This is a genomic window from Hallella faecis (genome assembly GCF_018789675.1).
GTDB lineage: Bacteria > Bacteroidota > Bacteroidia > Bacteroidales > Bacteroidaceae > Prevotella > Prevotella faecis.
In genome coordinates this window covers 1-13,369 of record NZ_JAHKBE010000017.1, presented here as the reverse complement: position 1 = coordinate 13,369, position 13,369 = coordinate 1, and the positions used below count along the sequence as shown (strand labels likewise).

Annotated in this window: 11 protein-coding genes; 9 read left to right on the top strand and 2 right to left on the bottom strand. The window is 51.1% G+C overall.

Annotation, left to right across the window (positions count from 1 at the left end):
* Positions 1-24: 24 nt before the first annotated feature.
* Complete coding sequence (ftsZ, locus tag KM934_RS05740) at positions 25-1,437, bottom strand: cell division protein FtsZ (RefSeq protein WP_215759666.1); 1,413 nt, start codon at positions 1,435-1,437, stop codon at positions 25-27.
* A gap of 168 nt (positions 1,438-1,605) precedes the next feature.
* On the opposite strand from ftsZ, the gene KM934_RS05735 reads away from it, so the two are divergent.
* The 3 genes from KM934_RS05735 to KM934_RS05725 all read left to right on the top strand — a co-directional run bounded on the left by KM934_RS05735 (position 1,606) and on the right by KM934_RS05725 (position 3,819).
* Positions 1,606-2,463 carry a TPM domain-containing protein gene (locus KM934_RS05735; RefSeq protein WP_252344909.1) on the top strand — a complete coding sequence of 286 codons (858 nt, stop codon included), beginning with the start codon at positions 1,606-1,608 and terminating at the stop codon, positions 2,461-2,463.
* Positions 2,464-2,494: 31 nt separating this feature from the next.
* The gene (locus tag KM934_RS05730) at positions 2,495-3,088 is read left to right on the top strand and encodes a LemA family protein (protein WP_215759665.1); all 594 of its coding nucleotides are present in this window, start codon (positions 2,495-2,497) and stop codon (positions 3,086-3,088) included.
* 116 nt (positions 3,089-3,204) lie between these two features.
* Positions 3,205-3,819: a hypothetical protein gene (locus tag KM934_RS05725; protein ID WP_215759664.1), complete on the top strand. Its 615-nt coding sequence runs from the start codon at positions 3,205-3,207 to the stop codon at positions 3,817-3,819.
* Positions 3,820-3,838: 19 nt separating this feature from the next.
* On the opposite strand, the gene KM934_RS05720 is transcribed toward KM934_RS05725, so the two are convergent.
* On the bottom strand, positions 3,839-4,039 hold the full coding sequence (locus KM934_RS05720; RefSeq protein WP_215759663.1) for a hypothetical protein: 201 nt from the start codon (positions 4,037-4,039) through the stop codon (positions 3,839-3,841).
* Between the two features lie 616 nt (positions 4,040-4,655).
* Here KM934_RS05720 and KM934_RS05715 point away from each other — a divergent pair.
* The 6 genes from KM934_RS05715 to KM934_RS05690 all read left to right on the top strand — a co-directional run bounded on the left by KM934_RS05715 (position 4,656) and on the right by KM934_RS05690 (position 13,172).
* Positions 4,656-6,935, top strand: coding sequence for a carboxypeptidase-like regulatory domain-containing protein (locus KM934_RS05715; protein WP_215759662.1), 2,280 nt, complete (start codon positions 4,656-4,658; stop codon positions 6,933-6,935).
* 273 nt (positions 6,936-7,208) lie between these two features.
* Positions 7,209-9,230, top strand: a complete 2,022-nt coding sequence (locus tag KM934_RS05710; protein WP_215759661.1) for a histidine kinase — start codon at positions 7,209-7,211, stop codon at positions 9,228-9,230.
* Positions 9,231-9,255: 25 nt separating this feature from the next.
* The gene (locus tag KM934_RS05705; RefSeq protein ID WP_215759660.1) at positions 9,256-10,002 is read left to right on the top strand and encodes a LytR/AlgR family response regulator transcription factor; all 747 of its coding nucleotides are present in this window, start codon (positions 9,256-9,258) and stop codon (positions 10,000-10,002) included.
* Positions 10,003-10,017: 15 nt separating this feature from the next.
* On the top strand, positions 10,018-11,346 hold the full coding sequence (locus KM934_RS05700) for a toxin-antitoxin system YwqK family antitoxin (RefSeq protein WP_215759659.1): 1,329 nt from the start codon (positions 10,018-10,020) through the stop codon (positions 11,344-11,346).
* Between the two features lie 2 nt (positions 11,347-11,348).
* The gene (locus KM934_RS05695) at positions 11,349-12,191 is read left to right on the top strand and encodes a hypothetical protein (RefSeq protein ID WP_252344908.1); all 843 of its coding nucleotides are present in this window, start codon (positions 11,349-11,351) and stop codon (positions 12,189-12,191) included.
* Positions 12,192-12,284: 93 nt separating this feature from the next.
* Positions 12,285-13,172, top strand: coding sequence for a hypothetical protein (locus KM934_RS05690; RefSeq protein ID WP_215759658.1), 888 nt, complete (start codon positions 12,285-12,287; stop codon positions 13,170-13,172).
* The last annotated feature ends 197 nt before the right edge of the window (positions 13,173-13,369 follow it).

The window sequence follows — 13,369 nt, the reverse complement described above, 5'->3', positions numbered from 1 at the left end:
CCAATCGTGTGCGTTAGCCCTGCCTTATTGCCCCTCCTCGTCCTGGGTCAGTTCGGTAATCTTGTCCATAAACGACTTGGCCCTTTGCAGGAACGACATGCGCATGGTGTGCTTGGGGTGATGCGTGGGGCGTGGCAGTGGTTCCTCGTGGGCCACGGTTTCTTGCGGCTCCATATGCGGTTCCATTTGCGGTTCTTGCTCTGTCGCCGTTATGGAAGCTTCGGTCTCCCGGACTGCCTCCTTGGGTGCCTCTGTGGTGTCGTCGGTGTCGTTGTCGGTAGGCAGTTGGATGTTGATGCTCACCTCGTCGGGCGTTTGTTGCACGGGGTTGATGGGCTTCATGGTGGTCAAGTCCCAATTCTTCTTTTTGTAAGGCGTATAGAGTTGGCCGATCAAGTTCTCCACATATTCCTTCGACATGAGTTGGTCGTTGCCCAATTCCTCCAAGTGGAGCGTGTCCTCGAATCCCGTGGCCAAGATGGTCACCTTGGCGTCTTCGTCGAGCGTGTTGTCGTCGCTGACACCCCATATCACATCGATGTTGGGATCAAGCATGTCCATAAACGAGTCGATTTCCTCCATCTCGCTCACAAACAGTGGGTGGCGCTCGTCGGTGTAGATGTTGAAGAGTATGCGTGAGGCCTTGTCGATGTCGCTTCCATAGAGCAATGGCGACTCTAAGGCGTCGATCACGGCCTTCGCCACACGGTGCTCGCCGCGGCCGCGTCCCATGGCCATGATGGCGCCCCCGCCCCCTCTCAACGTGGTCTCCACGTCGCAGAAGTCGAGGTTGATGTCGCCCTCCACGGTGATGAGCTCCGATATCGATTTGGTGGCGTTGCTCAGAATCTGGTCGGCGCGCTTAAAACTCTCCTTGATGGAGATGTCTGAGTCGGCATACACGTCGCAGATGCGCTCGTTGTTGATGATGAGCAGGGCGTCGACGTTCTTCCGCATCTCGGCCACGCCTTTCAGCGCCTTGACAATCTTGTTTTTCTTCTCAAAGAAGAACGGGATGGTCACGATGCCAATGGTGAGGATGCCCTTTTTCTTGGCGATGCCCGCCACCACGGGGGCTGCTCCTGTGCCTGTTCCACCGCCCATTCCGGCCGTAACAAACACCATCTGCGTGCCATCGTCGAGCAGGTGCTCTATCTGTTCGGCGTGGTCGATGGCCGCCTGTTGCCCCCTCTTGGGGTCGCCGCCCGCCCCCAGGGTGCCAATGGCTATCTTCACGGGCACGGGCGATTTCGACAAGGCCTGCGTGTCGGTGTTGCATACCGCAAACGTTACGTTGGCTATGCCTTCCTCATACATGTTGCCCACGGCGTTTTGTCCACCGCCGCCCACACCTATCACCTTGATGATGTTTTTCGACTTGTCCTCTACGGGGGCCACAAAGTCGATGAGTCCGTTCTGCAGATTGCCTATTTCCATGTGTTCCAACTCTGTTGTTTTGTTGCAAAATTATAAAAAATATGAAAGCGCAAGCGATTTTTGCAAGCCTTGCGGTGGTCGAAAGTTCTTTTTGCTTATCTTTGCATAAGATAGGCTGCACTCGGCCACAGCCCCACAGCTTTATCGTAACCCTATAAGATCAATACATTGCGTACAATTCATAAAAAGGTAAACCCCTCACTCATCGCCCATCGCATGCTCGGCTGGATGCTCGTTGTGGTGCTCGCTTGTGTCCCTCTGTGGGCGCAAGCCACCGTTTGGTCGGCCGATAACCTACAGATGGTTCATCTGCAAGACCGCGAGCGTTACGTGTGCGACCCCGATGGGGTGATGTCGCAAGCCTTGCGCGACACGGCCGACCATTACCTGCGTCGGCTCCAAGTGGAATGTGGCATACAGACGGTGTTTGTCGTGGTTCGCCACGTCAAGGACGAAAACACGTTCCGCATGGCCCAGGACCTGGGCAATAAGTATGGAGTGGGAACGAAGAAAGATCGCCGTGGACTGGTGGTTGTGGTGGCCATCGACGACCGCCGTTACACCATCGCCCCAGGCATGGGACTGGAGGCCGACCTCACCGATGTGGAGTGCGATGACATTGCGCGGGCCTGCATCGTGAAGAACCTGAAGGTGAACCAAACCGACCGCATGGTGGTGGAGACGGCGCAGGCGCTCTACCGCAAGTTCTCGACGGGTAAGACCGGCGTGCCGTCGGTCGACGAGACAGAGGAGATGACCACGTCCGATTGGCTTACTGCGCTGCTCTTTCTCTGTCTTTTCCTCGGATGGCCCACGTGGGAACTGCTCAAGTTGCTACTCATCGCCTTGGGCCTGATGAAGAAACCCAAGGAGAAGCCCCGTAGGCGTCGTCGTCGCGACAACGACGACTGGATGCCGCCTTTCATCTTCGGAGGCGGTGGTGGCTTTGGCGGCGGTTGCGGTCCCATCGGTGGCAGCTTTGGTGGTGGCAGCTTTGGCGGTGGCGGCGCAAGTGGCGGTTGGTAACAGATAAGTAATCATTAAGTAAATTGAAAATATGAAGAAAAGCAACAAGATTCTTTTGGTGATCGTAGTTCTCGTCGTGCTGGTATGCATGGGCGGTTGCAACGCGTATAATGGCATGGTGGGCAATCAGGAGGCGGCCACCACAGCCTTGGCCAATGTGGAGGCCACCTATCAGCGTCGTGCCGACCTCATTCCGAACCTCGCCAAGACGGTTCAGGCCTATGCTAAGCACGAGCGCGAAACCATGGAGGAGGTGGTGAAGGCTCGTGCCGCCGCCAGCCAGGTGAAGCTCGACGCCGACAACCTCACGCCCGAGAAGATGAAGGCGTTCCAGGAGGCGCAGGGCCAGCTGTCGCAGGCCTTGGGCAAGCTCATGGTGGTGGTGGAGAAGTACCCCGACCTGAAGGCCAGCGAAAATTTCCGTAGCTTGCAAGTGCAGTTGGAGGGAACGGAGAACCGCATCAATGAGGCCCGCCAGAAATACAACGATGCCGTGCAGACCTACAACAAGGATGTAAGAAAATTCCCGAACGTTATCTTCGCGGGTATGTTTGGCTTTGAGAAAATGGAGAAGTTTGAGGCTGCCACCGGAGCGGAGAAGGCACCCGAGCTCAACTTCGATTAACCCAAACCGGCATCGTGTGAGTCTCGACGGGATGGGGCGCCTATGGTCCCTATCCTGTCGAGACCGCTTGTCATATAGGGACCTCGCTTCTTGTAGGCTCCGAAAAACTTGAGCGTATGACCGACGACACCAACGATCAGTTGGAGCAACAGACTCCCGAGCAACTCGCCGCCGAGCTACGGCAGCGAGTGGCTTGCCTGCAACGCATGGGGCGAAACGACCTTTTGCTCCAAGCCATTGGTGTGCCCCTGCTCGAGCAGTTGCGAATCGAGGCGGCGCGGGGCAACCTCAGTCAGCTCCACATCGATACCGACTATCGCTTCTTCCTCACGGCATACAACAACCGGGAGGTGGAGCTGTCGCCCGTTCACAAGGCCGTTTACCTGCTGTTCCTAAACCATCCCGAGGGTATCGAGTTTAAGCGTCTGGGGACCTACCGCACCGAGTTGCTCCGCCTCTACAAGGAAACGTCGCGTTGGACGGATGTCGATAAGGTGGCTATGGCCGTCGACCGACTGGTGGATCCCTTCGACAATGCCATCAATGAGAAATGCTCACGCATCAAACGCGCCTTCACCTCGTTGATGGACGAGTATTCTGCCTCCTATTACATCATTGGCAGTCACACGCTCCGCCATGTGTCGGGGTCGTCGCGTGTGTGGTATGAACGCCTCAAGGTCATCACCCTTCCTCGCCACCTGGTGGTCAACGACAACGCCCCTCGCCCATAGGGCGCCACCCCCATCATGGCTATTCCCAACGCATCTCCATGTTGCCTTTCGCCTCCATGCGTTCCGAAAAACGGTAACAATCTATAGCCAAATCTACACGTTTCTTTTCCACGACGCAAACATTTGCTGCAAATACTCCATTCTCGGCGTGTTTTTGTAATTGCTTAACAATCAGCGTGTTGTGTTGTTTCTTTGTATTCGGCAGCTCCACATTCAGCATTTTGTATTGCCGTTAGGCATCTTTCGTCCCTCGAAACATGCCTAACCCCGCTGCGAAACCTTCCCAATCGAGGCACGGTTAGCCATCTTTCGCAACTCGATACATGCCCAACGCCAACCGCTGCTCTTATTTTCGCCATGTCCATCCCGCAAAAACGGCGTTTCCGCTCTCTGGTTCACGCAAAATCCCGACACAACTTTTTGACCATATTTTATAACAAAGCTTCTTCGCGGGAAATTTTCATTGGGCCCGCTAAACGTTGTTGGTGTAGTAGAACTTTATAAGAACGGAAAATGATATACAATCCCTAAATGGTCTTGAAATTTGTTGCTTTGAGTGAGTATTATGATCCGTTTGGCAGAAAACACACGAGATAGATGAAGGCTATTTTCAAAACGGGGTTTGCTCATGGCTCTTTTGCGATGGGAGCGTGAGGCCTTATGCAGCGCGACTCATCGCCACGGATTATTTGAAACCGAATAAGCGAGAATTAGCGACGTTTATACCGCAATAGTGACGTATAGGCACCGCGTGCGCTTGTTATGAAATGAGATTTTGCAAATTTTTATATAATTTTGCAATTGGATAATTAGACCACTAACTAACTTTTAGGGATATGAATCATAAGTTTTATCGTTTCTCGTTTTTCCTGATGGCCTTATTGTTGTCGTTGGCCTCGTGTAGCGAACTGAAAAGTTTGATGAACCCTGATGAAGACCCGGATGAGCCGGGTGATGATCCCATTGAGGTGAATATGGTGTCGTATTCGCTCTCGGGTATAGTGAAGGATGTGAATGGAACACCGCTTGCGGGTGTGCTCGTAACCTCGGGTACAGCCAGTTCAACAACCAATACTGAGGGATTGTTTGATCTCTCGGAGCAGGCGATGGTGGAAAGAAGATCGCTTGTGCGCTTCAGCAAGGATGGTTATTTTGACGTGGTGCGCTCCGCTCCCATTGCCTATGACGATACTTGGAATGTGGTGATGTGCAAGAAGGCGAACAACGACTATACCTCCATCAAGACCTTCAACGCATCGACGGCGCAAACCCTGACGGCAGGAGGCATGACCATTGACCTGCCGAAGAACGCTTACCGGATAGACGGCGACGACGAGACCTACTCGGGGAAGGTGAAGACGGAGATGGTGTATCTTGATCCCAACCACGACAGTTTTGCCGAGATGATGCCCGGCGGCGATCTGGCTGCTGTGCGCTCGGACAACTCGAGAGTAGCATTGTTATCGTATGGCATGGCCGACCTGAACATGTTTGGCGACAATGGCGAAAAGCTGCAACTGAGGAAGGGCGTGAAGGCCCAGCTCACGTTCCCCATCCCTACGGGAATGGAAAGCAACCGACCCGCCAGCATTCCCCTGTGGAGCTTCAACGAAAAGACGGGCCTTTGGGAAGAAGAGGGTAGCGCCACCTTGCAAGGCGATGTCTATGTGGGAGAAGTGTCCCACTTCTCATGGGTTAACCTCGACTGGCCTGAGAACCAGGGCCTTGTGATGGGTTACGTGAAGGATACAGACGGCAATAGGTTGCCTGGCGTGCGTGTGAATGTGGGACAGGTGGTTTCGAGTGTAACCGACGATAACGGCTATTACAGTCAGGTTGTGCCGGCCAACACCGATTTCAGCATCACGGTGAAGCCCAAGAATTACGGCGGATATAATAAGGTGGTGAAGGTGGATGTGCCCGCCCTTACTCCTGGAGAGCAGCGCCAGGTAGATATTGTGTTGCCACGATTGGTGCGCGTGTATGGTAAGGTTATTGATGGCGAAAGCCAAGGTGTGCGAGCCTCGGTATGGGTGGAGACCAGTAAGACCTGTACGGAAAGCGTACAGACCGATAAAGATGGACAGTTCAGCATATATGTTCCTGAGGGAATGAAGGGCGACGCCGTGGTGAAAGCCCGCTCGCAAAGCGGACAGGAAGCCTCGGAGCAGATTACCATTCGTAAGGAAGATGTTTGTGTGCTGTTGAAAATGAAGGGGAACGGCGGAGCCGGTGAAAACAAGATACATATCTATTCGGATGCGCTGGGCGATGTGGATTGGCCAGTGCCAACAACGAACGGTGCGCAGAATGTGGTGTGCGTGGTGGATGGGACCTTGCTGTTGGTTCCTGGCGATGAGCAACATGTAAACATGGGCATGCAGGTATCCAACTACAACAAGGACCAGACGAAATACGACCAGGGTGTTGGTGTGATGGTGGAAAACATGGTTACGGGAGGATCCTTCCATTCTGAAGATGGCAAAAACATGGAGTGTACGGTGGATAAGGCCGACGACGCTTTCGTGATCGCCTTGAGTGGTTATGGAACGTTCTATAGCAAACAACAAGGGATGAGCGATGAGAACGCAAAGATTGTGGCGAAAAACATGAAGTTTAACCATCTGTTTACAGGTAAGACCTTACGCAACGTTATGCCTCGCGATGCAGGCTTCCCGTCGTTCACGCCACAGTTGGATGTAAAGGCGCCGTTGGCCATGAACATTACTGAGAGCCCACACCTGGGTAAGGGCGGAATGATATATTATAATGGTGATGAGGCCGACTATAAGACCTTAAGGGCGGCAGCCGCTAAGTTGGGCCTCGACAAATTGGGCGAGGACAACGAGGCCGGTTACATGGAAGTTATTTACTACTCGGCCAAGAAACAAACATTGGTGATGATAGAATACGACGCTGGCAGCTCTCCTATAGATGAGGACGCCACATGGGAAGATGCGGATGCTCCAATCATGGTGACGGTTCTCGATGGCATCAGCGAAGACTGGTTGGAGCTGATGTTTGGAGACGACGACACAAGAAGCCGCGCCAACAGTAAGACCGTTGCCAACAAGCTTCGTTATTTGGGTAAGATGAACAGGGTAGGAAGAAAATAACATAGGTGTTGCCCGAATGAAACAAACCAATGACAATAGCGAGATAGGCTGCCGCACGATACACATGCGGCAACCTATTTTCGCGTTTCAGATGGATCGCGTAGGACGGAGATCACGCCTTCCGGTTTGTGGACACGTGTGGGTTGGTAGTAAGGAAATGAGTAGATAAACGTTTAAAAAGTAGATAAAATAGCGTCAAAGGCTTGCTGGTTTGCTGCGTTTTTATTAATTATGCAGTGTGAATAACTACTGTTTGATTGATAAAGGAAGAAAATGAAAAGGAATTGCAAGAAAAATATAGGGCTCGTGTTGCTGCTCCTGATGGGATTGATGGCTTCGTGTGGACACACAGTAGATGAGAAGGCCGACGCGCAGCGTGTCGGCCGGTTGCACCAGTTGGACGAATTGCTCGGAGCACAGTCGCCCGACGCCTTGAAGGAGATTGAGAAAGGCATGCGCGAAGCGAAGGACAGCATGGCGTACTATGAGTGTTACGTTAGAAAGGGTAGGTGGTTCTGCCAATCGGATACGCCCGACTCTACGGTCAACTACATGGACCGCACGATACGGTTTGCGCTCAGTCAGCCCGACACACCGCGACGCAACGGACTCTTGGCATATACTTACAACTGCCAGGCTATCAACTACCACAACTTCCATCGTAAGGCGGATGAGGTGGTGAGGCTCTACCGGTTGGCCTATGAATATTCCATGCGGAGCGATATGCAGCATCAGGCTCCCAGCATCTGCGCCAATCTGGGCGACGCGTTTGTTTACAAGAACCAGTTGAGGGAGGCGGCCTGTTGCTATCGTAGGGCTTTGTTTCTCGTCGATTCCCTGCAGTTGCCTAAGGAGGAGAACGTGACGCTTTATGTGGGATTGGCCGACATCTACCTGAAGCTGAACGACTTTGAGAGCTCACTCAAGTGTTACCAACAAACAGAAGCCTATCTCTCGGTGTTGTCGCTGTCGATGCAAGCTTATTACTTGAACAACTATGGCAGTTTCTACTATTACAAGAAAGACTATCCGCAGTCGCTTCGCAAGTTCCTGCAGTTGGAAAGGCTGCTTGTAAAGAACGGTAAGGAGAATTGCTTCGACATGTATCTCTGTAAGCTCAACATGGCCGATGTGTACCTCAACCTCGACAGCATTGCCTTGTCGGAGAAGTATCTGGCAGAGTGTGAGCCTTTCCTGGTGGCCAACCATGATGTGACGGCGGTGTATTATTGCAACACCATTCATATCGGACAGGATGTGAAGAAAGGCAATATGGCGGCTGTTGCGCGCACACTGAGCGACGAGAGGCACCTGCTGGGGCCGGATGCCGAGAGCCAGGTGGCCTTCGGCTTGCGACAGATACGCAACAAGTATTTGCGCAAATATTATTTGGCCACAGGCAATTATAGGATGGCCTACGAGAACTTGCGTGAGGACATGCAGAAAAACGACTCGTTGGAGCACAACCTGACCAATATGCGCGCTTCGGAAATTATGGACCGTTTTGCGCAAGACACGCTGAAGTTGCACCATGAGTTGGCGCTCGAACATAAGTCGGTGGAACTCAACAAGACGCGACAGATGGCCTTGGTGGCGCTGTTGGTTGTGCTGGTGGTGTGTATGTTCTTTGTCATGAAGAGCATGCGATCGGGCAAACGATTGGAGGAGAGCAAGCGACGCGTATTGCAGTTGAAACTCGAGGGGGCGCGAAACCGCATATCGCCCCACTTCGTGTTTAACGTGCTTAACAACAAGATATTGCATGCCAATACGGCCGAGGCGAACGAGCTGATTACGTTGGCGCGATTGATACGCAGCAACCTCGACCTGTCGTGCCAGATGAAGGTGGCGCTGGGAACTGAGTTGGATTTCGTCAGGCAATATCTAACGTTGGAGAGTCCGTTGATGGGCGACGATTTCGACTATGCCATTGAGGTGGACCCCGAGGTGGACTTGGAGAACACCAGCATTCCTTCGATGTTTGTGCAGATCTTGGTGGAGAACGCCTTGGTGCATGGCTTGAGAGGTTGGGATGGCAAGAAGACGCTGCGGATTGATGTGCTACGTGAGCAGGCAAGCACGGTGGTTGCCGTTGTGGACAATGGAAAGGGATTTGATATTCGCAAGAAAGGCAAGAAACGCACCGGATTGGGAATCATTACCCAGACATTGGCGGTTGTAAACGAGCATAACCGCAACAAGATGACATTCGCCTTGCAGAATGTTAAGGCGGATGATGGAAGGGTGTTGGGATGTAAGGCGCAGGTGTGCATTCCCGATGGCTTCGTAATGTAAATTTGAAACGATTAACGCAAACAGTATGAAAGTTGTAATCATTGACGATGACAAGAACGCAGGATTGGCTTTGGCCGACTTGTTGGAAACCCGATACGACATGGAGGTGCTGGGGCATGCCCTGTGCGCTTTGGACGGATTGGCCCTGTTGAACAAGCACCAGCCAGACGTGCTGTTTCTGGATGTTCAGTTGCCGGATGTCAATGGATTGGATTTTATCGACAAGTTGTCGGAGTTTACCCATGGGCGCTGTCAGGTGGTGATGTACACGGCATACGATGAGTTTGTGGTGACGGCCTTCAGAAAGCAGGCGTTCGATGTGTTGCTGAAGCCCATCGATACGAAGGAACTCGACACGGTGGTGAAACGCTTGGAGAAGGAGCATGAACGGATCGTGGAGAGAGGAGACCGGGAAATGCCGGCCACGCTGAACGGCAAATTGCTGTTCTATACCAATTCGGTCGACTTCAAGGTGGTCGACAAGGATGACGTGTGCCTATTCCAATACGACCACGATATGCGCTGCTGGGAGGTGGTGGTGGCTGAGACCAAAAAGGCCATCAAACTGAAACGCAATGTGAAGAGCACCGACCTGCTGGCGCTCGACAACCACTTCCTGCAAGTCAACCAGAAGTATATTGTTAACGTGAACTACCTGATTGAGGTGGTCGACAATGTGTGCCATTTCTATCCTCCATTCGATGAGATCGACTATGTGAAGGTGGGACGGTTGTTTAGAAAGAGACTGATCGATAGGTTTTTAAGTATTTAATGTAATAAAGGAAAGATGAAGCAAAAGTTTTCAATCGTCGTGGTTATGATGATTGCCCTCTGTTGGGGACATGATGCGTTCGCTCAGAAGGCGAAACGTGCCAAAAAATCGAAAGCCCCGAAAGTTGAGGTGGCGAAGGTTGTAGAGGAAGTGCCTGTCGCCCCAGTGGATACGGTGGTGGTGGATACGGTTGTGCCTGTGGCGCCCCCAGAGCCGCAAGACCGTCTTGACACCATCTATTATAATAGGAACTGGAAGGTGACGAAGAACAAGGCGTTTGCCAATTATTATCGGTTGGCACTGTATCCGGCCGACTCGACGGCTGCCAAGGAGTTTCGCACCTATTATATGACGGGCGAGTTGCAAGGCGAAGGTGTATTCGTGGAGCTCGACAAGGCTGATGATACGAAGAGCGAGTTCAAAGGCTTGGTAACCAACTACTTTAAGAATGGTAAGTTGAAGGAGCAGAAGACTTTCGAGAACGGAAAACTCACCAATGAGTACACTTCTTATTATGAGAATGGCAACGTTAAGGAGCACTTCTTCATGAAAGAGGGTAAGAAGCTGGGGGTAGGCGCCGTTTTCACAGAGGATGGCAGGGTGTGCACGCTGACACCGTACAAGAACGATGCGTCTGAGGGCTTTTATGTTGTGGTGGATGCAGACGGTAACTACTCTAAGTATTCATCAACCGACAATCAGCCTATCCTGGAAACACCGTCGATTGAGGAAATTGAGACCGAATATAAGAATGGTGTGGCATGGCCATATTATAACAAGAACGGACTTATCGTGGGCGTGAGCAACTCTATGGTGGGCGAGAATATTGGCGATTATAGGGAAATTGGACTGTTTATAGTCAACAAGAGCATGATCAACGTGGACATTGACCCCTCGCAAATCGAGATCTACGACATGAAGGGTGGCAAGCGTAAGGACTTCGAACTGGTTGGCGCTGACGAATACGACAATAAGATTTTGAAGTTTAAGAAAAAGGTAGCCAAGCGTAAGGTGAAGAACAAGGTGGTGGTGGAGACCGAACGTGAGAACAATGTGAACGCTAACTTGGGAGCGCAGGTGTTCGACGCTGGCTCGTCTAACACCCTGAAGAATTTCCAAATGCGCATTTGCAAGATGCGCCAATTGGAGGCCGGTAATCGTATGAAGTATTCGGAGAAGATGCCGGAGGACCTGGGATACCTGGAGCGAACCACCATCCATCCGGGTGAGGTGGTGTCGGGTTACCTCTATACTTCCGACCGTAAGACCAATGATCTGTTTGTCAAGGTGAAGATCAGTGGCATCGATTATCTCTTCGAGTGGAAGGCTAATAAGAAGAAGTAAGTTTGAATGATAAAATATTAACTGTTTATATAGATTCTGTGATGAAAAAAATCGTAATGATGGCTGCTTTGAGCCTTGTGTTTGTAACCAGTGGCTATGCGCAGTTTAAGAGAACGGCCTTCAATCATGTTGGTCTGAACGTGGGTGCAGGTACCGAGGGTATCAGCTTGGGCGTAGCAACTCCTGTCACCAATTTCTTGGAATTAGAGGCCGGTGTCAATGTCATGCCGGGATTTAAGGTGAACGCTGATGTTGATCTGGAAACCAACGGTTCTTTGAACATGGGGGGTGTTGACGTGCCCATTCCTGTTTCTACAATGGAGTTGAAGGGCGATTTCGCTCGCACGACATTCAATGTCAAAGCGAACGTGTATCCTTTTGGTGGCAATAGTAAGTTGTTTGTGGCTGCGGGTTTCTCAGTCGGTGGTAACAAAATCGCGAAGCTGAGTGGTCATAGCGATGAACTGGAGAACTTCATCAATCGATATCCTGGCTACAAGCAGGAGATCTTGGATCAGGTGGGTGTGGCACTCGCCGATTATCAGGTGAAGCTGGATGAGAACTGCAATGTAGATGGCGATATTCGTTGCAACTCGTTCCGCCCTTACCTGGGATTGGGATTTGGACGTTTGGTGCCGAAAAATCGTCTGGGATTCCGCGTGGAACTCGGATGCCAGTTTATGGGATCATTGAAGGTCTATCAGAATGACGAGGAACTCGATATCCATGAGATACTTGACGGTACCCTTGGAGCTGGTGATGAAAGCGACAAGATCTCTAAGTTTATCGAAAACTGGAAGTTCTATCCTGTCCTTAAATTTCAGTTGGTGGGAAGAATCTTATAAGACATTAGATTTTTTTGTAATTTTTCCGATTTCTTGCGTTTATGTGTTGTTTTATCTTGTATCTTTGCAAATAAAACTAACACTTGACCGCATATGAAACTATTTGTTCGCCTCATGGTGTTCTTTATAATGAGCGCCGCCTTCTCCTCGTGTCAAAAAGCCGTATTCGACGAAGACGATGGAGGAGGCGGCGCTGTTGATGGTGTGGCGATCCGTTTTCAAGTCACACAGTTTGAACAAATACCATTTGGAAGCACCAGCACGAGTCGTGCAACGGATGTGGGGAAAGCATGCACACAGATCAACTTTGCCATTTACCAAAATGGAACGAGGGTAAAGCAAATCAATCAAAAGGCATCGGATGCTGATTTCGGCGCTGTCAACCTGTCGTTGAAAGAGGGACGTTATTTGGTGGTGGTGCTTGCGCATAGCTGTGATGGCATTGCAACGATGACCGATCCGGCGAAGATCACTTTCCCCAATAATAAGGTGACCGATACGTTTTGGTATAGTGATAGCATCAATGTCGAACAAGATTGCACTTATCAGTTGAAGTTGAAGCGCGCGGTGGCCATGTTCCGATTGCAGGCCACGGATGCGGTAACCGCTGATGTTAAAATGGTCCGCCTATATTATACGGGCGGTAGCTCCACATTCGATGCCATCAATGGGGTGGGGTGTGTCAACTCCAAGCAGTGGGAAAACTTTAACATAACCGATGACATGGTTGGAACAGTCCGTAACTTTGAGGTTTACTCTTTTCCAAAAGCCGATAACAAGGGATTGAATGTGACGGTAACCACGCATGATAAGAATAGCAATAGAATATTCGAGAAAGAAATAGCTAACGCGCCCATCCAGCGCAACGTGATTACTGTTTACAAAGGGCGACTGTTCAGCAAAAACGCCGATAGTAAGGGCGATTTTAACGTTGACCTTAGCTCGGATGACGAGTGGACAACCAACGAATTTACATTCTGAAATACTGAGGGGCGGGTCATTCGCCCCTCTTTTCTCATTTTTGTGCCGTTCCCATTCCTTTTTTTTCTCTTTTTTCTTCTTTTTCTTTCTTCTTTTGCATGCTTTTTTCTCCTTTTTGATGTTCCCCCTTCCCATCTTTTTCCTCCTTTTCGTCCTTCCCGTTCCCTTTGGGCGCATATTTGCGCCCACCCGTTAGC